Source organism: Amycolatopsis aidingensis, from assembly GCF_018885265.1.
In the GTDB taxonomy this organism is placed as follows: Bacteria; Actinomycetota; Actinomycetes; order Mycobacteriales; family Pseudonocardiaceae; genus Amycolatopsis; species Amycolatopsis aidingensis.
In genome coordinates this window covers 527008-548287 of the sequence record NZ_CP076538.1, presented here as the reverse complement: position 1 = coordinate 548287, position 21280 = coordinate 527008, and the positions used below count along the sequence as shown (strand labels likewise).

Genomic DNA, 21280 nt, shown 5'->3' with positions numbered 1-21280 from the left:
GCGCGCCCTGCGCGCCCGCCCGAGGGGCGCATGGCACGATGTGGCACGTGAGCAGCCCCAAGCACCAATTCAACGACAAGGACGGCGGTGGCTGGGTGCCCTACGTTCCGCTCTCCGAAGACGCCGACGGCGCGGCCGAGGGTGACCGCTCGGTCGGCAACCTGGTCCGGGACGCCACGGAGCACCTCTCGACCCTGGTGCGCGCCGAGGTCGAGCTCGCCAAGTCCGAGGTGGCCAGGGAGGCGAAGAAGGGCCTCAAGGGCAGCATCTTCTTCATCATCGCCCTGGTCGTCGCGCTGTACAGCTCGTTCTTCTTCTTTTTCTTCCTCGGTGAGCTGCTGTCCGAGTGGCTGCAGCGCTGGGCGGCCTTCGCCATCGTGTTCGGGCTGATGCTCGTGACCGTGGCGTTCTTCCTGCTGCTCGGCTACCTGAAGGTGAAGAAGCTGCGCGCACCGGAACGCACGATCAACAGCTTCCGGGAGACCGCGGCCGCGCTACGTCCCCGCCGCGACAGCGGGGACGAGCTGGCGACCACCCCGGAGCAGGCCGCGCCGGTGCCCGGCGCGCAACGCGGCTGACCGGGTAGAACCGCCTGGTGCGAGCACCCGATCCGTCCAGCGTCCGGATCGACGGCCCGTGGACGCACCGCGACGTCTCCGCGAACGGGATCCGGTTGCACATCGCGGAGGCAGGCTCCGGCCCGATGGTGTTGCTGCTGCACGGCTTCGCCGGGTTCTGGTGGGTCTGGCGGCACCAGCTGCTCACCCTGGCCGAGGCCGGGTACCGCGCGGTAGCCGTCGACCTCCGCGGATACGGGGACTCGGACAAACCACCCCGCGGCTACGACGCCTGGACGCTGTCCGGCGACGTGGCCGGACTGGTCCGCGCGCTCGGGGAGCCAAGGGCGCATCTGGTCGGGCATGCCTGGGGCGGCCTGCTCGCCTGGACGGCGGCGACCCTGCATCCCAGAATGGTCGGCTCGGTGAGCGTGCTGGCAGGCGCGCACCCGCTGGCGCTGCGGGCCGCGATCCCGCGCACCGCGCTGCGCAGGCGGCCTGCCAACCAGACCCGCGCGCTCGGGCAGCTGTTCCGTGCCCAGCTCCCGCTGCTGCCGGAACGCGGGCTGGTCCGTGCGGAGGCGGAGGCGGTGGAGCGATGGCTGCGCGAGTTCTCCCACCCGCGGTGGAGCGCGACCGCCGAGTTCGCCGACACCGCGCGCAGGCTGCGCGCGGCCATGCTGGTACCGCATGTCGCGCACAGCGCGCTGGAGTACTACCGCTGGGCCTTCCGGGCCCAGTTCCGCGGTGAGGGCAGGCGGTTCGCCGAGGCGGTGGACGCGCGGGTGCGGGTCCCCGTGCTGCAGCTGCACGGCGAGGACGATGCCTGCGTACTGCCGGCAACCGCCCGCGCCTCGGCACCGTGGCTGGGGCCGCGCTCGCGGTTCGAACGCCTGCCCGAGGTGGGACATTTCCCGCAGTTGGAGGCCGCGCGGCAGACCGGGGACCTGCTCACGGACTTCCTCGCCGGCCTGCCCGATTGAGCCGTTCGTGCACCGGTTGCTCAAGCCGTGCAGGGGCCGGTGTTCACCCGCGCGCCGAAGCCGGGCGCGGCCTGCACCTCGGGGCGGACCTCCTCGGCGGTCAGCACGAACCCGGTGTCCTGGTCGTCCACCGCGGCTCCGAACACCACCCCGATCACCCTGCCGTTCGGGTCCACCAGAGGGCCGCCGGAGTTTCCGCTGCGCACCTCGCCGCGCACGGTGAAAACCTGGCGCTGCACGGTCTGCTCGTCGTAGATGTCCGGGCCACGCAGGTTGATCTGCGCCCGCACCCGCGCCTCCCGCGCGGTGTAGGGGCCGTCCAGCGGGTAGCCGAGCACGATCGCGTCGTCCCCGGCCTGTGCGGGCCGCGGCGCGAACCGCATCGACGGCGCCTCCAGCGCGGGCGCAGCGAGGATAGCGACGTCGGTCTCCGGGTCGAAGTACACCACCCTGGCAGGCACCCTGCCCCGCCCGGTCTCCAGCGCCACCTCGTTGGTACCGGCCACCACGTGGGCGTTGGTCATCACCCGCTGCGGTGCGATCACGAACCCGGTGCCCTCCAGCGCACGGGAACACGAGGGCGCCGCGCCGCGCACCTTCAGCACGCTGTCCCGCAACTGTTGCACGACCGGGCTGTTCTGCAGGCTCGGATCCGGGGGCTCGATCTCGTTGATCGGCGCCTTGTCGAACGGCTCGAGGATGAACGGGAACCCGGATTCGTCGATCAGCAGCTTGCGCAGCTCGTTGGGCAGGTTCTGCGCCGCGTGCGGCATCACCGAGTTGACGCCGCCGAGCACCTTCGAGTTGTTGATCGCCGAGGCCAGTCCCGGCAGCCCGGCCACGCTGGTCAGCGGTAACGCGATCAGCCAGGCGACCACGAAGACCACCGCACCCTGCACGATCGCGCCGAAGGTGTTGTCCACCCCGGACAGCTTGGGAGACCGGATCCGGCGTTTGATCCTGTTGCCGATCCACACGCCGAGGGTCTCCCCCAGCGCGATCAGGAAGACCACGGTGGCCACCGCGAACGCGACCCTGGCGACCACGCTCTCGAACAGGTCCACGATCAGCGGGGCGAGCCGGATGCCGAGCACCGCGCCCAGCACCACTCCGAGGAAGGCGGGCAGTGCGATCACCACGCCCTGCCGCGCGCCGGACACCGCCGCCAGCACGGCCAGCAGCACGACCAGCACGTCGACCCAGTTCACGCCCGCTCCCTACCCACTGCTGTCGTCCCATCCGGCCCTGGTACGGGCCTCGTGCTCGGCCAACGCTACGTCAACGTCCCGCACATCCGAGCGGTCCCATTCGCGTTCCCACCCACCCAGGGTGAGCAGGACGGCGAGCAGCCCGGCGGTGAAGCCCCACACGAAAAGGCCATCGACCTCGAAGGCGGGGCCGCGCCATCCGGAACCGGCCTTGTGCACCTGGAAACGGTTCTCCGGGGCGACCAGTTCGGCGATCGGCACCCGCGCCACCGCTGCGGTCTCACCCGGATCCACGGCTCGCACCGGGGACGGTGCGTCCCAGTGCGCCAGCACCGGGGTGACGGCGAACCCGGACACCGGGACGTACAGCTCCGGAAGCAGGGCGACCGGGCGCACCCCGGAGGGGTCCACGCCGGTCTCCTCCTCGGCCTCCCGCAGCGCGGTGGCCACCGGTCCGCCGTCGCCGTCCTCTGCCCCGCCGCCGGGGAAGGCCACCTGGCCTGCATGCGAGCCGAGGGTCTCGGCCCTGCGCAGCAGCAGCACGTCCGGCTCACCACGCTGCTCGCCGAACAGCACCAGCACCGAGGCCGGGCGGGTGGCGGTGCCGCGGGGCGGGCGGAAGGCGGTGAAGGTCCGCGCGTCCAGCTCGCCACTGACCTCCACCAGCGGGCGTAACCAGCCGGGAACCGTACCCGGCCGCACCAGCGCACCAGTCACGTGGCACCACCGTAGGAGTCGACAGCCGCGCGCACCGCGTCGACATCGGTGAACAGCCGCGGATCCGCGATGAACCGGACCTCGCCATCGGCGGTCACCAGGTAGGAGGCAGGCAGGGCCTGCGGTACCCGCAGTGCCGTGCGCACCGGCCCCGCGGTCATACCCGCACCATCGTGCAGGTTCGGCAGCCGCACGCCCAGCTCGGCCAGCAGGTCCAGGCCGTCAGCCTGGCTGCTGGCCACCTGCACGCCCAGCACCGGCACCGATCCAGGGCGCCGCGCGTAGGCGTCCAGCACCGGCAGTTCCTCCCGGCAGGGCGCGCACCAGGTGGCCCAGATGTTCACCAGGGTGGTCCGGCCCGCCAGCGCGGCACCGAGATCAACCGGGGAGCCGTCGGCGAGGCAGGTGGCAGGCACCCCGGCCAGCGCAGCGACCTCGCCCTGCCCACCGCCGGGACACGGTGGCAAAGCGGCCCGCGCCCTGGCCTGGGTCAGATCCGCGGCGCTTGGCCCCGGTGACCGCCCGGCCGGCGCCTCGTCCTCGCCGCGCGGTAGCACCGCGACCACCACCGCCAGTACCAGTACCGCGGCGACCAGTCCCCATCTGAGGACGGCGGCCCTGGTCGGCGAGGTCCAGGAACTTCGAGAGGTCCGGGACGTCACTGCGGCACCATCGCCAGCAGGTGCTCGCGTTCCGGTCCCTTCACCAGCTTGGCCGCCTCGGGAAACTCGGTCGGTCCCGCACCGAAGGCAGGGCAGTCCCTGGCCAGCGGGCAGGCACCGCAGGCCGGTTTACGGGCGTGGCAGATCCGGCGGCCGTGAAAGATCACCCGGTGCGAGAGCATCGTCCATTCCTTGCGCGGGATCAGTGCACCGACCGCGTGCTCGACCTTGACCGGGTCCTCCTCCGCGGTCCAGCCCCAGCGCCGGACCAGCCTGCCGAAATGGGTGTCCACTGTGATCCCCGGCACGTCGAAGGCGTTGCCGAGCACCACGTTCGCGGTCTTGCGGCCCACCCCGGGCAGGGTGACCAGCTCCTCGAGGGTGCGCGGGACCTCGCCATCGAACCGCTCGACCAGCTCCGCGCCCAGCCGCAGCAACGACCTGGCCTTGGCCCGGAAGAAGCCGGTCGGGCGCAGCAGTTCCTCCAGCTCGACCGGGTCGGCCCCGGCGTAGTCGGCGGCGGTGCGGTACTTCGCGAACAGGGCCGGGGTCACCGAGTTGACCCGCACATCCGTGGTCTGCGCGGACAGCACCACGGCGACGATCAGTTCCAGCGGCGTGCCGAAGTCGAGCTCGCAATGGGCGTTTGGATATGCCTCGTCGAGGCAACGCTTCATACGCCTGGCACGTCTCACTAACGCAAGCCGACTCTCTCCCTCGAAAGAGCGACTACTGCCACCACCCTTTCGGGGGGCGCTTCGAGCGACGGATGACACCCCGATAGCCTACGGGCGCCATCCGACCTCAGCGGTAGCGCCCACCGCCCGAGCAGGTGCCGCACCCAGGGGAGCTGGCCGGCCGACACACCACAACACACACCTGGCGCAAGATCGAGCCGCCATCAGCGAGGATCTGGAGACTCTGGAGTCCATGACTGTCTGGTTCGTCATCGCGGTGCCCCTCGTGGTCATGTTCTTCGCGCTGGCCATGGAACGGGTGGAGAACCGGCTGCGCAACGTGACGGTGCGCGAGGAAGAGGTCGAGGAGTTCCTGGAACAGGCGCAACCCAACGAGGTCAGGGCCCTGTACGGGCACGGCATCGGGCGGGCGCTGGAGCTGTTCCGGCTACGCAGGCTCGGCGGAAGGGCAGCCAAGCTGCGCCCTCGTCGTGCCCGCAGTTAGGCTCCCCCGTTGGGCGTGATCGTCCCGGCCACCGTCACCGCACGGGCGGTGTCCGGACGATCGCACGCCGGAGCCGCTACTCACCCGCTCGGGCGGGTTTGCCGCTCCGGCGGCGAGCCACGGACCGATGTCCACGGCACGCCCTAGACTGCATGTGAGTGGCAGGCGACACGTTCCTCTGCCCGAGGATCACGGCTCGCCACACGATGAGGAGGCACGAGGTGGACGAAACCCTGGCCCGCGCGGGCATCTTCCAGGGCGTGGAACCCGCGGCGGCCGAGGCGCTCGCCCAAACCTTGGAGAGTGTGGAGTTCCCGCGGGGCCACGTGATCTTCAACGAGGGCGAGCCTGGTGACAAGCTGTACATCATCCAGTCCGGCAAGGTGAAGATCGGCCGCAAGTCCCCGGACGGCAGGGAGAACCTGCTCGGGATCTTCGGCCCCTCGGACATGTTCGGTGAACTGTCCATCTTCGACCCGGGTCCGCGGACCTCGAGCGCCACCACGGTGACCGAGGTGCGCGCGGTGACTATGGATCGGGCCGCGCTGCGCCAGTGGATCTCGACCCGGCCGGAGATCGCCGAGCAGCTGCTCCGGGTGGTCGCGCGGAGGCTGCGCCGGACCAACAACATGGTCGCCGAGCTGATCTTCACCGACGTTCCCGGCCGGGTGGCCAGGGCGCTGCTGCAGCTGGCGCAGCGCTTCGGCAGCCAGGAGGCCGGACTGCTGCGGGTCACTCACGACCTGACTCAGGAGGAGATCGCCCAGTTCGTCGGCGCCTCCAGGGAGACGGTGAACAAGGCGCTGGCCGACTTCGCGCACCGCGGCTGGCTGCGCCTTGAGGGCAAGAGCGTGCTGATCCTGGACCCGGAGCGGCTGGCACGCCGGGCTCGCTGACCGACCCGACACGTCGGTCCTGGCTGAGCCGGGACCGCACAGTCACCCCTGACATGACAAGAGGCCGGGCGCCACCCCCGACGTGGCGCACCGGCCTCTTGCCGTGCGCGGACCATCCCCCGACAGTCCGCGCTCCCCGCCCTCCGGTGTTAGGCCCCGACCTGAATCCGGAGGGAAACTTGGTTCAGCTGGTTCAGTTGGTCAACCATCGCACGACCCCTACCCACCAACTCAAGGCCGTTCACTCTCAAGGACGCTTTCTCGATCGATTCGTTGCGCGGATCTCGCGAAAAACCCGCTTCCGTTACCTAACCGAGACCGAATCCTCCGACGAGTGAGCCTGCCCACCGGAAAACCGGTGGTACCTCCGTACCATTTTCGGCATACTGGTACGCGTGTCCCAGTCTGCCCAGGCCGCGGAAGGCCGCGCTTCACTCGCCGACTACCGCGCCGCACTGACCACGCCCGGCGCGCGTGGTCCGGCGGCGGCGTCCGTGCTGGCCAGACTACCCATCGCGATGATCGGCATCTCCGCGTTGCTGTATGTGCAACGCACTACCGGTTCCTTCGCGATCGCCGGACTGGTGTCCGCCAGCGCCCTGATCGGGGTCGCGGTGGGCGCGGTCGTACAGGGCAGGCTGATGGACCGGTTCGGCCCGACCCGGCCGTTGCTGACCGCCATCGGACTGTTCCTCACGGCGATGACCGTGTTGATCATCGCGATCGAGTCCCGCGCGCCGACCCCCATGCTGGTGGCCCTGTCCGCCTGCATCGGCCTGACCGAGCCGATGACCGGTTCGGCCTCCAGGGCGCTGTGGAGCAGGCTGCTGCCGCCAGGGCCGGCCCGCAACGCCGCGTTCTCCTACGAGGCGATCAGCATGGAGGTGTTCTTCATCCTCGGGCCCGGGATCGCCGGGCTGCTGATCGCCGCACCGTGGCCGGGAACCGGGATGGCACTCGGCGCCGCCTGCATGATCCTCGGGGCCACTTGTTTCGCGCTCAGCCCGGCCGTGCGGGCCTGGGGCCCTGCCGAGCGGTCCGCTGGCAGCCTGCTCGGCGCGCTGGCCAGCCCGGGCATGCGCACCCTGGCGATCGCCGTGTTCGGCTTCGGCGTCGTACTCGGGTTCGTGGAGGTCGCCGTCCCGGCGGCGTCGACCCAGGCCGGGCACCCCGCGGTCGGCGGACTGTTGCTCTCGGTGTGGTCGGTCAGCTCGGTCGGCTTCGGGGTGGCCTACAGCCTGCGCCCATGGCCACGCACCATGCCGGTGCGGTTGCCGGTGCTGCTTGGCGGGTTCGGGGCGCTGGTGGCCCTGCTGGCCCTGCCCGGCACGTTGTGGGGACTGGCACTGGCGATGCTGGCCGCGGGCGCGCTGATCACCCCGCAGTCGACGACGCATTCCGCGGTGATCGAGGTGGTCGCCCCGAAGGGCACCGCGGCCGAGGCATTCGGCTGGGTGCTCACCGCGGTCACACTGGGCCTGGCGGCCGGCCAGTCGGTGAGTGGTTACCTGGTCGAGCACGGTGGCCCGCCCACCGCGTTCCTGACCGCGGCCGGGGCGGCAGTGCTGCTGGCCGTGGTGGTCTGGCTGCTGCGCGGGACCGTCCGGGCCGGGGCCAAGGACGTTCCCGAGCCGGTCCGGATGGCCGCCACCTCTTGAACAGCGTCTGTTCCGGGAGCCACGACATCCCCTATCGGCGGAGGTACTCCAACTGGGCGGTGACGCTGGCCTCCGCAGGCCCCCACAGCGAGCGGTCGACATCGGCGTAGACCAGCTCCACCACCTGCCGCGGGGTGGCGTCCGGCCCGAGTTCGCGCAGGGCCGCGCGCACCTGGTCCAGCCGTTGCCTGCGGTGCTCGCGGTACTCCCTGGCCACCGCGCCGAGGTCGGCAAGCTCCGGCCCGTGTCCCGGCAGCCCGAGGGTGTCCGGCGGCAGCTCGCACAGCACGTCCAGCGTGTCCAGGTAGTCGCCGAGATCGGTCAGCACGGTGGTGCCACGGCCGAGCACGGTGTCACCGGTCAGCACCTGCGGGCGCCCGGCATGCTCCAGCCGCAGGGAGACCGAGTCCCTGGTGTGCCCTGGGGTGTGCAGCACCTCGATCCGCAGCCCGGCCGCCACCAGCTCCTCGCCTGGCCGCAGCCGGCCCGAGCCACGGCACAGCCCCGGGTCGAAGGCGCGGACCGGCGCACCCACCCGCTCGGCGAACCGGGGTGCGCCCTCGGCGTGGTCGGGGTGGTGGTGGGTGAGCACCACCAGCTCCACCAGGCCGACCTCGGCCAGCCGGTCCAGGTGGGCGGGATCGTCGTAGCCGGGGTCGACCACCACGCAGCCACGTGCGCCGGGGGCCCGCAGGACCCAGCTGTTCGTGCCCTCCAGGGTCATCACCGAAGGGTTGTCCTCCAGCAACACCGAGGCCACCGGGGACACCTCCCGCAGCACCCCGGGCGCGGGATGCCGTGTCGTGCTGTCTCGGCTCACGCCTGCTCCCATACCACTCGCACCTTGTCCCCGTCCCTGACCAGGTTCGGGATGATCTTCTCGATGGACCGGGGCGCCGCGAGCACGGCCGCCGTGTCGGCGAACTCGCCGAGCTCGGCCAGGGTGCTCATGGTCGGCGGCATCAGGCCGCTGCGCCCCGCACGGGCGTCGGCCAGCGCCTCCTCCGGCCGCCACCAGCCCGAACTCTCCGCCTCCGTGGTGGCGCCGTCGGCCCGCTGCCCCGGGGGCAGCGCCGCGACGAAGAACCGGGTGTCGTAGCGCCGCGGCTCCGAGGCGGGCGTCACCCAGTTCGACCACGGGCGCAACAGGTCGGCGCGCAGGGTGAGGCCGGCCTGGTCGAGGAAGGCGGCCAGCGAAAGCTCCCTGGAGACCAGCGCGTCCCTGGCCGGGGCGTGCCGGGCGGTATCGGTGATCACCTCGGTGGGGCTGCCGGCGAGCAGGACCCCGGACTCCTCGAAGGTCTCCCGCACGGCGGCGCAGACCAGCGACCGCGCCAGCGGCTCCTGGCAGCCGAACCATTCCGCCCAGCGCGCGGGCGGCGGCCCGGCCCAGCGCACCGAGGCGTCCGCGTCGCGCTCGTCCACCCCACCACCGGGAAACACGGTCATCCCGCCCGCGAAAGCCATCCCGGCGACCCTGCGCTGCAGGAACACCTCCATCCCGTGCGGGGTGTCCCGCAGCAGGATCACCGTGGCCGCGTCCTTGGGCGCGGCCGGGGTCTCCGGCGGATCGCTGAGCAGGGACGCGTCGAAGCTGAGATCATCCGGTTGCCGCACACCCCGCAACATACGCCGCCGGTATGCCCGCGCCGGGGGAGACGCTCGTCACGTCACCCGCCGGAAAAACCGTCCGCCCAGCCCCGCGCCGGTGGCTCGGTACCGCGCTTGGCGCCGTTGTTCGGCCTGCCCTTGGCGGCCTCGGCTCGCTCCCGCTCGGCGAGCTCGGCGTGCAACTCGCGCAGCAGTTCGCGATCGCGCTCGCTCAGCTGCGGGTCGTCAAGGTCCAGCTCGGGCAGCTCGACGACGTCCTCGGAACGCGTCCGCCCCTCGGCGATCGCCCTGCCGGTCTCATGGTCCTCGGCCAGCGCAGCCCGTAGCTGGGCCACCTCCGCCGAGCTCATGTCGGTCGTACTGGCCACACCCTCCTGGTCCTCCTGCCTGGCAGGCGGGACGGCGAGCGGGTTCGGCGCCGGGGACTCCTCCGGTTGCTCGCTCGTGGCGACCGCACTGGCTCGCGCGGGTTCGGCAGGCGTCTCGGCAACCGGGGAGACGTGCCGGTTGCGCTTCTTCGGCCGCTGGTCGCCGGAGGACTGACCGCCGGAACCGGCGGAGGACGCGAGCCACACCGCGTTCGCCGAGCCGTAGGCACTCTCGTGATAACCGAACCGCTCCGCCCACGGGCCGGTCACCTCGACCACCGAGGGCAGGCCCGCGCGGCGCAGGGCGGCGTCCACCCGGTAGGCCACCGCGGGTGGGTGTGCCTCCGGGCCGATCTCCACCAGCACCACCCGCTGCGGCAACGGCCCCGGCACGCTGCCTGCCGGGGTGTTGCGCCAGACGGCGTGCACCGAACGCAGGTCCGGCAGCACCCGCAGGGTCTTCTCCAGTGCCTCGGCCACCCCGCGCTCGGGCTCGTTCTCCCCGGTGAACCGGTGCGGCTGCGGGGTATGGGCCTCGTCGATGAGTACGTGATCCACCAGCGTCGGGTCCGACCTGCTCATCTCCAGCACCAGGGCCAGCTCGCGCTGCTCGGACCCGGCCATCGGGATCCGGCCCGCGATCAACGTGCCGGCGGCGAGCTCGGCGGCCTCGTCCAGATGCGAACGAGCCACCAGCTCGCGTGCCTCGGAAAGGGCGCTGTCGTCCAGCCTGCCCGCCAGTGCCAGTAGCAGGTTGTGCAGCCGCAACGGCACGGCGAGACCGTCGCCGGCCGGGCCGTCGTGGACCTCCGCCATGGCCTAACTCCCTCCAGCCCGCCGCTGGAGGAGCGACGGGCTCTACGCCGGGACGAGTCTGTGCCCGGTTTCCACGGCTCCCACGCACACGAGCCGCGAGTCGGCCAGCGCGGCGCGGTGATAGTCCGGCAGCTCGAGCCGCTGCGGCAGCACCTCGACGCTGGGTGCCTCGTCGCCGAGCACGCGCAGCACCCGCTGCAGTTCCCCGGTCAGCCGCGTCACTCCGGACAACGCGGTGACCAGCAGCACCCGCTTCGGCTCGCGCTCGCCGGCACCCTCCGTGGCACCGCCGTGCCGCCAGCTTTCCCGCACCTCGCCGACATCCGGCCGGCCTCGCAACGTTGCGTGCACCAGCATGGACACCGAGTCGACCGAGTTCACCCAATCGGGTGCACCCGAGGTGAATGTGTACCGGTTCTCGGTGACGTCGTCCACCCCGAGCGTGGAACTGACCTGGTGCCAATCGGCCCCGTGCGGGATGACCCCGGCCACGAGCAGGCGATACTCCGGCTGCTCCAAGTCAACATTGTGCTTTAGCAAAGACTTCGGGAGCGTCCGCGCGAGCGTTCCCATCGCGCCCTCGCCGAGCCAGTCGCGGAACCGCCACAACACCTGATCGGGTAGCCGCCCGGCAAGGCGCAGCAGCAGTTCGTGACAGGACTGTTCGATATCCGGATCCATTACGCCACCTCGACAACCAGTTCGAGCTCGACCGGAGTGCCGAGCGGCAACTCCGCTACCCCCACCGCGGACCGGGCGTGCGTGCCCGCGTCCCCGAAGACCTCGCCGAGCAGCTCGGACGCGCCGTTGATCACGGCGGGCTGACCGGTGAACCCCTCCGCCGAAGCCACGTAGCCGACGACCTTGACCACCCGCGTCACGGAGTCGATGCCGACCAGGTCGTGCACCGCGGCCAGCGCGTTCAGCATCGCGGTGCGCGCGTGCTGCTTGGCCTCCTCCGGGCTCACCTCGCCGCCGACCTTCCCGGTGGCCGGGAGCGCGCCGCCGACGAACGGCAGCTGGCCCGAGGTCAGCACCTGCGAGCCACTGCGGACCGCGGGGACGTAGGCGGCCACCGGTGGGGCCACCGCGGGCAGCTCAATGCCGAGCTCGGCGAGCCTGGCGCTCCAGCTCATGAATCACCCTTCGGACGCTTCAGGTAGGCGACGTGCTGCTCGCCGCTCGGATTGGGCAGCACCGTCACCAGCTCCCAGCCGTCCTCACCCCATTGGTCGAGGATCTGCTTGGTGGCGTGGATCAGCAACGGGACGGTGGCGTACTCCCATGTGGTGGCACTCATGGGCCCGAGCGTAGCGGGGCTGCCAACCGGCACCCGTGCACCAGTCCCCCACTGCTGTGAGTGGCCCGTCCCTGCGAAATCCGCAGGGACGGGCCACTCACAAGCAGTTACCCGGAGTAGCAGGGTGAGCGCGGAGTCCACTCGGTTGTGGCCTCAGCCTCAGGCTCCCGGTGCCCGAATGTCGAAGGAGGAGTCGTTCGTCCGAAACACCCGGGGGTAACTCATGCGCCGAGCGCGCCGAGCGTGCACCATCGCCGTCCTGACCGCCCTGCTCAGCACCCTGTTCCCCGGGTCGGGCTCGGCCGAGGAGCGCGGTGGGTTCAACGACTGGTCCTGCGAGCCCGGCGCGGACCACCCGAACCCGGTGGTACTGGTGCACGGCACCAGGGACAACAAGGACACCACCTGGCGCGCCCTGGGCCCGGAGCTGGTCCGCGAGGGCTACTGCGCGTTCGCCCTGACCTACGGGGTCCTGCCGGGCGCCCCGGTGGTGGACGAGGTGGTCGGCGGCCTGATGCCGATCGAGTACAGCGCGGCCGAACTCGCCGAGTTCATCGCCAGGGTCAGGTCGGCCACCGGGGCACGGCAGGTGGACATCGTGGGGTACTCGCAGGGCACGATCGTGCCGACCTACTACGCCAAGCTGCTGGAAGGCCGGGACAAGATCGACAAGTACGTGAGCCTCGCGCCAGGGTGGAACGGCACGAACGTCGCGGGCCTCGCCAACCTCTACGGCCTGCTCCGCACGCTCGGCCTCGGCTGGGTCAGCGGGCTGCTCACCGACTGCAGGGCGTGCACCCAGTTGCTCACCGGCTCCCCCACCCTGCGCACCCTGCGCGAGGGCGGGATCTTCCTGCCGGAGATCACCTACACCAACATCGTCACCAAGTACGACGAGATCGCCGTGCCGTACACCACCGGGCTCGGCGAGGGTCCCAACGTCACCAACATCGTGCTGCAGGACGGCTGCCCAGCCGACAAGGTCAACCACGTCGGCATCGTGGTCGACCCGAACGCCATCGGCCACGTGCTGAACGCACTGGACCCGGCGAACGCCGAACCGGTCCCCTGCGTGCCGATGCAGCCGGTGAAACCGTCCGGATGAGGCATATCCCACCCGCCGCGACTGTGTTTCACTCCTTGCCTACTACTCAGTAGGTAAGGAGTTCGTATGCGGACAGTGTTGTCCTCGCTGGCGTCCCTTCTGCTCGCCGTCACCCTGGCCGCCCTGGTCACCCCGGCCGTGGCGCAGGCGGAGGAGGAACAGCTCCCGGTCCCGTGGAGCCTCGCGGCCGCCGTCCCCGCGCAGCTCGCCGCGCCGAACAGCCCGCCGCCGGGCGCCAACGACTGGGACTGCGAACCCAGCCAGCGGCATCCGAACCCGGTGGTGCTGGTGCACGGCCTCGGTGCCAACCAGACGGTGAACTGGCAGACCTTCAGCCCACTGCTGGCCAACGAGGGCTACTGCGTCTTCTCGCTGACCTATGGCGTGCCCGGCGACCCGCTGCCGGTGTACCAGCCGGGCGGGCTGCTGCCGATGGAACGCAGCGCCGAGGAACTGGCCACCTTCGTGGACCGGGTGCTGGCCAGCACCGGTGCGGCCACAGTGGACATACTCGGCCATTCCGAAGGCACCCTGATGCCGAGCTACTACGTCCGCTTCCTCGGCGGAGAGTCCAAAGTAGACAAGTACGTGAGCCTGACCCCGCTGTGGCAGGGCACCACCCTGCTCGGCCTGTCCACCCTGTACCAGCACGCCAAGCTGTTCGGGCTGGACAAGGTGGTGGACGGGGTGCTCGATCCGGTCTGCGGCTCCTGCAGGCAGTTCCTTCAGGGCTCGGACTACCTGAAGAAGCTGCACGCCAAGGGCATCTTCGCGCCCGGAGTGCAGTACACCAACATCGTCACCCGCTACGACGAGGCGGTCGTCCCCTACACCAGCGGCATCGCCGAGGCGCCGAACGTGCGCAACGTGGTGCTACAGGAGGAGTGCGGGCTGGACTTCGCCGAGCACGCGGCGGTCGCGGCCGACCCGGTCGCCGCGGGGCATGTGCTGAACGCGCTGGACCCGGCACATCCCGAACCGGTGCCGTGCGTCCTGGGCACCCCGCTGGGAGCGGTCCGCTAGGCGCTGGTTGGGAAGGTGGCCGCCGAGCTAGGTTGACGGAGTGGAGACATGGCGGGTTATCGCGACGGCGCTGCTCGGTGTCGCTGGCATCATCGGCACGCTGATCGTGCTGGCCAAGGTCCGCGAGCGGACCGGAAGCGGCGGGCAGGTGGCCCTTTCCGGTGCGATGTGCTGCAGTGCACTCGGGATACTCGCCGTGCTCGCCCTCACCGTCCTGCCCGCGGCGGTGACCTGGGTGATCGTGGGGGCGCTCGCGATCACCGTCACCGTCGCGCTGGCCGCCAGCTGAATGTGACTTAGGCTGCGAAGGTGACCTCTGGGCTAGCCGGCTGGACCGAAGAACTCGCACGTACCCGCCTGCATTTCGTCACCGGCAAGGGTGGCACCGGCAAGACCACCCTCGCCGCCGCGCTCGGGCTGGCGCTGGCCAGCGGGGGCAGGCGGGTCCTGCTGATCGAGGTCGAGGGCAGGCAGGGCTTCGCGCAGCTGTTCGACACCGAGCCGCTGCCCTATGCCGAGCAGCGCATCGCGGCCGCGCCCGGCGGCGGGGAGCTGCGGGCGCTGCACATCGACGTCGAGGCGGCCCTGCTCGAGTACTTCGAGATGTTCTACAACCTCGGTTTCGCTGGCCGGACCCTGCGCCGGATGGGGGCGATCGAGTTCGCCACCACGCTGGCGCCCGGCCTGCGGGACGTGCTGCTCACCGGCAAGATCAAGGAATGCGTCGGCCGTACCGACGCCGACGGCAGGTACGCCTACGACGCCGTGGTGGTGGACGCGCCGCCGACCGGACGGGTGGTCAAGTTCCTTGACGTGACCAAGGCCCTCACCGACCTCGCCAAGACCGGCCCGATCCGCGGGCAGGCCGAGGGCGTGGTGCGGCTGCTGCACTCCGGGGAGACCGCGGTGCACCTGGTCACCCTGCTGGAGGAGATGCCGGTACGCGAGACCGTCGAGGCGGTGTCCGAACTGGACGGGGCGGACCTGCGGCCGGGTTCGGTGCTGGTCAACCGGGTACGGCCGCCGCGGCTGCCGGGCCGTTCGGTCACCTCGGCCGCGGACGGCAGGGTGGACGCCTCCAGGGTGCGCACCGGGCTCACCGCGGCCGGGCTGGACCTGCCGGAGAGCACAGTGGACGCACTGGTTGAGGAGACCGTCGAGCACGCCATCCGGGTGGCCGCCGAGCAGCGGGCGCGGGAACAGCTCGCCGAGGCGGACCTGCCCACCCTGGAGCTGCCGGAGATCACCGACGGGGTGGACGTCGCCGCGCTCTATGAGCTGGCCGATGTGCTGGTGGACCAGGGGGTGGGCCAACAATGAGCCGCGAAGGCGACGACACGCGAGCATCGCAGGTCCGGCCAACGGGCCGAGGAGCGCAGCGACAAGGGGTCGAGCCATGAGCAACAGACTCGACGTGGACGCACTGATCGACGACCAGCAGACCAGGGTGATCGTGTGCTGCGGCTCCGGCGGGGTCGGCAAGACCACCACGGCGGCGGCGCTGGCCCTGCGCGCGGCCGAGCGGGGCAGGCAGACCGTGGTGCTGACCATCGACCCGGCCCGCAGGCTGGCGCAGGCGCTGGGCCTGCGGGAACTCGGCAACCACCCGCGGAAGGTTTCGGTCGAGGGGTTCACCCCGAAGGGCGAGCTGTGGGCGATGATGCTGGACATGCGGCGCACCTTCGACGACATGGTGCGCGTGCATGCCGGTCCGGAACGCGCCGAGCAGCTGCTGGCCAATCCCTTCTACCAGACCATCTCCACCTCGTTCTCCGGAACGCAGGAGTACATGGCGATGGAGAAGCTCGGCCAGCTCGCCGCGACCGGCGACTGGGACCTGATCATCGTGGACACCCCGCCCAGCCGCTCGGCGCTGGACTTCCTGGACGCGCCGAACCGGCTGTCCACCGCGCTGGACGGCCGGATGATCCGGCTGCTCACCGGGCCCGCCAAGGCGGGCGGCTGGGGCCTGCGCAAGGTGGTCAGCGCCGGGTTCTCCATGTTCGCCAAGGCGGTGTCCACCATTCTCGGCGGGCAGTTGCTCGCCGACGCCTCGGCGTTCATGCAGGCCTTCGACACCATGTTCGGCGGCTTCCGGGAACGGGCCCGCAAGACCGCTGAGCTGCTGCGCTCGGCGGGCACGGCTTTCCTGGTGGTGGCCGCGCCCGAACCGGACGCCCTGCGCGAGGCCAGTTACTTCGTGGAGCGGCTGTCCGAGGAGTCGATGCCGCTGTCCGGCCTGGTGGCCAACCGGACCCATCCGGTGCTGGCCGAGCTCTCCGCCACCGACGCCCTCGCGGCGGCGGACGCGCTGGACCGCGGCGGCCAGAACGCGCCACTGGCCACCGCGGTACTGCGGCTGCACGCCGACCGGGTAGCCCTCGCCGAGCGGGAGAAACGGCTGCTCGCCCGGTTCACCAGGGCCCACCCCGGCGTCCCGGTGGCCGCCGTCCCCGCCCTGCCAAGCGACGTGCACGACCTGCACGGCCTGCGCGATATCGGCGAGCGACTGTCCGGCTCAGAACACTAACTCAGGACACCCTGGCGGTGCGGTCGTCCTCGGCCGGTTCGAACTCGCGCTTGGCGGACTCCAGCAGGTCCCACCAGCTCACCACCTCGGGCCGCCTGCGCAGCAGCGCGCGGCGCTCCCGTTCGGTCATCCCTCCCCAGACGCCGAAATCGATCCTGTTGTCCAGTGCCTCGGCCAGGCATTCGGTGCGCACCGGACAGCCCATGCACACCAGCTTGGCCCTGTTCTGCTCGGCACCCCGGACGAAAAGGCCGTCCGGATCGGTGTCCCGGCAGGCTGCACTGAGTCGCCAGTCCGACTGGTTGGGTTCCATACCCCCAGCTCCCTAAACCTGTTGCGACCTCCCGCACGGGCGGCAAGATCACCTCGTCCCCCGCGAGCAGGTCTCCCTGTGCTCACGCCCCTCCACCGGCGCCTCCCCGGCACCGGTGCCATTCGACCACCGGAATGGGCCGAATCAACCTCAGCCCACACGGTAGCCGTGTTGTTTTCGTGAGATGTGACGGACTGTAGGGGGCCGCGGTTCCGTCGCCAAGACCCCGGGTTGGTTTTGTTACCTGATGTCGCCGGAACGGCGTCACGCGTCACGGCGGACACACTCCGTCCGCGTACCCTGGGTCCCGTGCGTAAGAGCGATGGTCTGCTGAAGCTGCTCGGACTCTGTCTGCTCGCCGGTGTGCTGGTCGCGGGGCTGCTGTTCCCCGTCGTCGGCGCCGCCGGGGTGATGTCGAACCAGGCGAGCGAGACGGTCGACGACATGTCCTCGGAACTCGCCGACGTGCCTCCGCCGCTGGTCACGAACGTCACCGACGCGCAGGGCAACCGGATCGCCACCCTGTACGAGCAGTACCGGATACCTACCGCCAGTGACGAGATCTCCGAGGCCATGAAATGGGCGATGATCTCGGTCGAGGACCGGCGCTTCTACCAGCACCGCGGGGTCGACTGGAAAGGCACGCTGCGCGCGGCCATCAGCACCAGCACCGGTAATACGCAGGGTGCTTCCACGCTCACCCAGCAGTACGTGAAGAACTACTTGATTAACGTTGTTTACCGGGGGAACGAACTCGGGCAGCAGAAGGCCCAGGAGGTCTCGATCGCGCGCAAGCTCAAGGAGGCGCGGATCGCGATCCAGCTCGAGACGAAGATGTCCAAGGAGCAGATCCTCACCGGCTATCTGAACGTGGTCGAGTTCTCCAGGAAGATCTACGGCATCGGCGCGGCCGCCCGCTCCTACTTCGGCACCACCCCGGACAAGCTGAACGCGGCGCAGGCCGCGTTGCTGGCCGGCATGGTGAACAACCCGCCGAAGTTCGACCCGTGGAACCATCCGGAGGCCGCCACCGAGCGGCGCAACTGGGTGCTGGAGAAGATGGTGGAGAACCGCAAGCTCGCGCCGGAAGACGCGAGGCGGATCGCCGCCCAGGACCTCGGCGTGCTACCGGACGGGCCGGAGAAGCCCGCATCCAACTGCGTGGGCGCGGGCCCCGGCAACGGCTTCTTCTGCCAGTACGTCGAGGACTACCTGATCCAGTCCGGGCTCACCAAGGACGAGATCTACACCGGCGGCTGGACCATCCGCACCACCATGGACCAGAAGGCCAACAACGAGGCCAAGCGGGCCGCCGAGGAGCAGGTGGACAAGACCGAGGACAACGTCGCGAACACGCTGTCCCTGGTCCGGCCGGGCAAGGAACGGCACGAGGTCGTCGCGCTGGCCGCCAACCGGGACTACGGGCCGGACAAGGAGCAGGGGGAGACCTTCTACGCGCTGCCATCCGGCATCTACAACAAGGAAGGCGCAGGGTCCAGCTACAAGGTGTTCACCGCGGCGGCCGCCCTGCAGCAGGGCGTGGCCGGGATCTACGACACCATCCAGACCCCCAGCTTCCACGTGTCCAACGTGTTCACCAGTGGGCGCAAGCCGGGCTGCCCGCAGGTCGGCAGGGGCACCTGGGCCTACTGCGTGAAGAACTCCAGCCCGAACTACCCGTCCTCGAACACCCTGCAGGGCGCGCTGCAGACCTCGCCGAACACCGGCTTCGTCATCCTGGAGGAGAAGGCAGGGATGGGGCCGGTGGTGGACATGGCCAGCAAGCTCGGCCTGCGCGACACCATGGCCAGCAACATGTACGGTCGGCAGGTCAAGCCCGACTCCGAGGACTGGCGAGCCAACCGCAGCCAGCACGACTGGTTCGGCCCGGACGAGAACTCCCCGGGGCAGGGCTCCTTCACCCTCGGGCCGAGCCCGGTGAGCGGGCTGGAGATGGCCAACGTCGCGGCCACGATCATGAGCGGTGGCATGTGGTGCCCGCCGACCCCGATCGCCGAGATCACCGACCGCAACGGCAAGAAGGTCCCGTTCAACGAGAAGCCGTGCGAGCGGGTGGTGGACGAGGGGCTTGCCAACACGCTCGCGGTGGGCATGAGCAAGGACGACCTCCCCGGCGGCACGGCGGCCAGGGCCGCGAGCACGGTGGACTGGACCCGCCCGATGCTCGGGAAGACCGGAACCACGCAGAACAACGGCTCCGCCTCGTTCATCGGCGCGACCCCGCAACTGGCGGGCGCCGCGATGGTGTTCCGGCCGGACGGCGGCAGCGGCGGGCTCTGCTATCACGGCGTGGGAAATGTCACGTCAAAGGGCTGCGTCAACGCCAACATGTTCGGCGGCAAGACACCCGCCCAGACCTGGTTCAGCGCGGTGAGCAAGATCCTGGAAGGTGAACCGGTCGAGCCGTTGCCGCAGTCCGACCCACGCTACGAACACATGTAAGGAAATCACCCGATCGAGTGACGCTGGTGCCGCCAAAAGGAAAGAGCCTTTACTGTCACGGGTGGTCACTCCCTGAGCACGAAGCGTAGGAACCGACTCGGTCCAGCGGGCTCCCCCGGCAAGAGCAGCGGGCCGGGCACCCTCCGGAGGCGGCGCCGCACCCGCCGCCCCCGGTGATCGCTGGGCATGCGGCGGATCATCCCGTCGAGCACGTATCCTGGATAACGTGAGCACGCTCGGTAACGCCAGCACGGTCGGGGCGCGGGTCAAGCGCCTCGTCGCGGGGACGGTCGCCCTCGGTGCCGCGACAGTCGGTTATGCCGCGGCCATCGAGCGGCGGCAGTGGACCCTGCGCACCGCAGAGGTGCCGGTACTCGCCCCCGGCACCCGCCCGCTGAGGATCCTGCACATCTCCGACCTGCATATGCTTCCCGGTCAGGTGTCCAAGCAGCGGTGGGTGGCTGCGCTGGACGACCTCGAACCGGATCTGGTGGTGAACACCGGGGACAACCTCGCGCACCCGCAGGCCGTCCCCGCCGTGCTGCGCGCGCTCGGCCCGCTGCTGGACCGGCCGGGCGTCTTCGTCTTCGGCAGCAACGACTACTACGGGCCGAAGCCGAAGAACCCGGTCCGCTACCTGATGCCGCGCGGTCGCAAGCGGCGGATCTACGGCGCCCGGCTGCCCTGGCGGGACCTGCGGGCCGCGCTGATCGAACGGGGCTGGCTCGACCTGACCCACGTACGCAGGAGCTTCCCCGCGTCCGGGCAGACCGTGTTCGCGGCCGGGGTGGACGATCCACACCTGCGGAGAGATCGGTATGTCGACATCGCGGGCAGGACGGACCGGTCCTCCGCGCTACGGCTCGGCATCACCCACTCCCCCGAACCCCGGGTGCTGGACGCCTTCGCCTCCGACGGCTACGACCTGGTCCTCGCCGGGCACACCCACGGCGGGCAGCTGCGGGTACCCGGCCTCGGCGCGCTGGTCACCAACTGCGAGCTCGACCGGTCCAGGGCCCGCGGCGTCTCCCGCTGGGGCGCCTCCATGTGGCTGCACGTCTCCGCGGGCCTCGGCACCTCGCCCTATGCCCCGGTGCGGTTCGCCTGCCCGCCGGAAGCCAGCCTGCTCACCCTCGTGCCCCGGCCGTCCGGCGACCGGAAGAGCCATCGGGAAACCCCGTTCAGGGTGCCGAGCGACGTCCGCTAGACTCTTCCGTGGCCCGTTAAGCAGTACCTCGGGGTGTGGCGCAGCTTGGTAGCGTGCCTCGTTCGGGTCGAGGAGGTCGTGGGTTCAAATCCCGCCACCCCGACGGAAGGTCTGGAAGGTCCCCGTCTGCGGAGAACGCAGACGGGGACCTTCCTTTGTGCCGGCCCGGGGGCCAGATCCCCCGGCCCCACGGTGCGGCGTGCTCGGCCCGGCGGGCGCCAGGGCGGTTTACCGGGGTAGATCGGTTTGGCTGCGCTCGGCATGCACGAGCAGGACTTCGACCCGGGCCTGCCGGTGCTGGGGGCGGTGGGGTCGCTTGGTGATCAGGTAGCCGGTCTGCAGGCCGAGCAGGACGGCCAGCACCATCACATAAATCGGGTCCACGGAATTCCTTGTCGGTCGACGGGAAACTTCTCCCGATCAGGCTATTGACAAATGAGCCCTTAATTCCACTTGGCAACGATCATTCGCCGCGGATTCGCCACCGCCGGACTGGCGACTTCACGGCGAGAACTGCGCCCCGACCAGCAAGATCATTGACCTTATGTCAACTATTGGCGACATGATGGCGAGAATCTGGCAAAATGCCAGGTCGCCTGGTATGCCGCAGGGTTCCCGCAAGACAACATGCCGGTATTCGCTACTCTGTTCGGCCTCACCGCCATGCGGACCGAGGGGGAA

24 protein-coding genes and 1 tRNA gene are annotated in these 21280 nt (G+C 70.4%); 13 read left to right on the top strand and 12 right to left on the bottom strand.

All coding sequences use genetic code 11. The features are described from left to right. Window positions 1-38 precede the first annotated feature (38 nt). Both KOI47_RS02720 and KOI47_RS02715 read left to right on the top strand, forming a co-directional pair. Entirely contained in the window at window positions 39-578 is a 540-nt protein-coding gene (locus tag KOI47_RS02720) for a phage holin family protein (protein ID WP_216213611.1), read from the top strand. A gap of 17 nt (window positions 579-595) precedes the next feature. Further along, window positions 596-1540 carry an alpha/beta fold hydrolase gene (locus KOI47_RS02715; RefSeq protein WP_216213609.1) on the top strand — a complete coding sequence of 315 codons (945 nt, stop codon included), beginning with the start codon at window positions 596-598 and terminating at the stop codon, window positions 1538-1540. Between the two features lie 20 nt (window positions 1541-1560). Here KOI47_RS02715 and KOI47_RS02710 read toward each other — a convergent pair whose 3' ends face one another. From KOI47_RS02710 to nth, 4 genes are read right to left on the bottom strand one after another with little or no spacing between them, the layout of a single operon-like run. After that, window positions 1561-2748: a MarP family serine protease gene (locus tag KOI47_RS02710; RefSeq protein ID WP_216213607.1), complete on the bottom strand. Its 1188-nt coding sequence runs from the start codon at window positions 2746-2748 to the stop codon at window positions 1561-1563. 9 nt (window positions 2749-2757) lie between these two features. Next, window positions 2758-3465, bottom strand: a complete 708-nt coding sequence (locus tag KOI47_RS02705; RefSeq protein WP_216213605.1) for an NUDIX hydrolase — start codon at window positions 3463-3465, stop codon at window positions 2758-2760. Next, complete coding sequence (locus tag KOI47_RS02700) at window positions 3462-4127, bottom strand: TlpA family protein disulfide reductase (protein WP_216213603.1); 666 nt, start codon at window positions 4125-4127, stop codon at window positions 3462-3464. Before KOI47_RS02700 ends, KOI47_RS02705 begins: the two co-directional genes overlap by 4 nt. Further along, a complete protein-coding gene (gene nth, locus KOI47_RS02695; RefSeq protein ID WP_232376504.1) occupies window positions 4124-4804 on the bottom strand; it encodes an endonuclease III in 681 nt (226 codons plus the stop codon). The genes KOI47_RS02700 and nth overlap by 4 nt, the downstream gene beginning before the upstream one ends. A gap of 253 nt (window positions 4805-5057) precedes the next feature. On the opposite strand from nth, the gene KOI47_RS02690 reads away from it, so the two are divergent. From KOI47_RS02690 to KOI47_RS02680, 3 genes are all read left to right on the top strand, one after another. Continuing rightward, window positions 5058-5309 carry a hypothetical protein gene (locus KOI47_RS02690; RefSeq protein WP_216213597.1) on the top strand — a complete coding sequence of 84 codons (252 nt, stop codon included), beginning with the start codon at window positions 5058-5060 and terminating at the stop codon, window positions 5307-5309. Window positions 5310-5530: 221 nt separating this feature from the next. Beyond that, window positions 5531-6205, top strand: a complete 675-nt coding sequence (locus tag KOI47_RS02685) for a Crp/Fnr family transcriptional regulator (protein ID WP_216213596.1) — start codon at window positions 5531-5533, stop codon at window positions 6203-6205. Window positions 6206-6600: 395 nt separating this feature from the next. After that, complete coding sequence (locus tag KOI47_RS02680) at window positions 6601-7863, top strand: MFS transporter (RefSeq protein ID WP_216213593.1); 1263 nt, start codon at window positions 6601-6603, stop codon at window positions 7861-7863. Between the two features lie 31 nt (window positions 7864-7894). On the opposite strand, the gene KOI47_RS02675 is transcribed toward KOI47_RS02680, so the two are convergent. Genes KOI47_RS02675 through KOI47_RS02650 form a run of 6 tightly spaced genes read right to left on the bottom strand, consistent with a single transcriptional unit; the run spans window position 7895 to window position 11958 of the window. Continuing rightward, a complete protein-coding gene (locus KOI47_RS02675; protein ID WP_232376503.1) occupies window positions 7895-8683 on the bottom strand; it encodes an MBL fold metallo-hydrolase in 789 nt (262 codons plus the stop codon). Continuing rightward, on the bottom strand, window positions 8680-9480 hold the full coding sequence (locus tag KOI47_RS02670; protein ID WP_408629883.1) for an NUDIX hydrolase: 801 nt from the start codon (window positions 9478-9480) through the stop codon (window positions 8680-8682). Before KOI47_RS02670 ends, KOI47_RS02675 begins: the two co-directional genes overlap by 4 nt. A 53-nt stretch (window positions 9481-9533) precedes the next feature. Next, window positions 9534-10658, bottom strand: a complete 1125-nt coding sequence (locus KOI47_RS02665) for a hypothetical protein (RefSeq protein WP_216213583.1) — start codon at window positions 10656-10658, stop codon at window positions 9534-9536. Between the two features lie 42 nt (window positions 10659-10700). After that, window positions 10701-11339 carry a hypothetical protein gene (locus KOI47_RS02660; RefSeq protein WP_216213580.1) on the bottom strand — a complete coding sequence of 213 codons (639 nt, stop codon included), beginning with the start codon at window positions 11337-11339 and terminating at the stop codon, window positions 10701-10703. Continuing rightward, the gene (locus KOI47_RS02655; RefSeq protein WP_216213577.1) at window positions 11339-11794 is read right to left on the bottom strand and encodes a RidA family protein; all 456 of its coding nucleotides are present in this window, start codon (window positions 11792-11794) and stop codon (window positions 11339-11341) included. The genes KOI47_RS02660 and KOI47_RS02655 overlap by 1 nt, the downstream gene beginning before the upstream one ends. Beyond that, window positions 11791-11958 (bottom strand): DUF4177 domain-containing protein, encoded by a 168-nt coding sequence (locus KOI47_RS02650; protein ID WP_216213574.1) that lies wholly within the window; start codon window positions 11956-11958, stop codon window positions 11791-11793. The genes KOI47_RS02655 and KOI47_RS02650 overlap by 4 nt, the downstream gene beginning before the upstream one ends. A gap of 223 nt (window positions 11959-12181) precedes the next feature. On the opposite strand from KOI47_RS02650, the gene KOI47_RS02645 reads away from it, so the two are divergent. The 5 genes from KOI47_RS02645 to KOI47_RS02625 all read left to right on the top strand — a co-directional run bounded on the left by KOI47_RS02645 (window position 12182) and on the right by KOI47_RS02625 (window position 16616). Beyond that, window positions 12182-13063: an esterase/lipase family protein gene (locus tag KOI47_RS02645; RefSeq protein WP_216213571.1), complete on the top strand. Its 882-nt coding sequence runs from the start codon at window positions 12182-12184 to the stop codon at window positions 13061-13063. A 66-nt stretch (window positions 13064-13129) separates the two neighbouring features. Continuing rightward, the gene (locus KOI47_RS02640) at window positions 13130-14086 is read left to right on the top strand and encodes an esterase/lipase family protein (RefSeq protein WP_216213568.1); all 957 of its coding nucleotides are present in this window, start codon (window positions 13130-13132) and stop codon (window positions 14084-14086) included. 40 nt (window positions 14087-14126) lie between these two features. Then, the gene (locus KOI47_RS02635) at window positions 14127-14375 is read left to right on the top strand and encodes a hypothetical protein (protein WP_216213565.1); all 249 of its coding nucleotides are present in this window, start codon (window positions 14127-14129) and stop codon (window positions 14373-14375) included. A 20-nt stretch (window positions 14376-14395) separates the two neighbouring features. Continuing rightward, window positions 14396-15406 carry an ArsA-related P-loop ATPase gene (locus KOI47_RS02630; protein ID WP_216213562.1) on the top strand — a complete coding sequence of 337 codons (1011 nt, stop codon included), beginning with the start codon at window positions 14396-14398 and terminating at the stop codon, window positions 15404-15406. 76 nt (window positions 15407-15482) lie between these two features. Continuing rightward, window positions 15483-16616: an ArsA family ATPase gene (locus KOI47_RS02625; RefSeq protein ID WP_216213560.1), complete on the top strand. Its 1134-nt coding sequence runs from the start codon at window positions 15483-15485 to the stop codon at window positions 16614-16616. Between the two features lies 1 nt (window position 16617). Here the strand turns inward: KOI47_RS02625 and KOI47_RS02620 are convergent, their stop codons facing one another. Further along, complete coding sequence (locus KOI47_RS02620) at window positions 16618-16929, bottom strand: WhiB family transcriptional regulator (RefSeq protein ID WP_216213557.1); 312 nt, start codon at window positions 16927-16929, stop codon at window positions 16618-16620. 309 nt (window positions 16930-17238) lie between these two features. On the opposite strand from KOI47_RS02620, the gene KOI47_RS02615 reads away from it, so the two are divergent. The 3 genes from KOI47_RS02615 to KOI47_RS02605 all read left to right on the top strand — a co-directional run bounded on the left by KOI47_RS02615 (window position 17239) and on the right by KOI47_RS02605 (window position 20702). Beyond that, entirely contained in the window at window positions 17239-19392 is a 2154-nt protein-coding gene (locus KOI47_RS02615; protein WP_216213554.1) for a transglycosylase domain-containing protein, read from the top strand. Window positions 19393-19618: 226 nt separating this feature from the next. Beyond that, complete coding sequence (locus tag KOI47_RS02610) at window positions 19619-20599, top strand: metallophosphoesterase (protein WP_216213551.1); 981 nt, start codon at window positions 19619-19621, stop codon at window positions 20597-20599. Between the two features lie 29 nt (window positions 20600-20628). After that, window positions 20629-20702: transfer RNA gene (locus tag KOI47_RS02605), tRNA-Pro, on the top strand. Window positions 20703-20827: 125 nt separating this feature from the next. Here KOI47_RS02605 and KOI47_RS02600 read toward each other — a convergent pair. After that, window positions 20828-20983, bottom strand: a complete 156-nt coding sequence (locus tag KOI47_RS02600) for a hypothetical protein (protein WP_216213549.1) — start codon at window positions 20981-20983, stop codon at window positions 20828-20830. Between the last annotated feature and the right edge of the window lie 297 nt (window positions 20984-21280).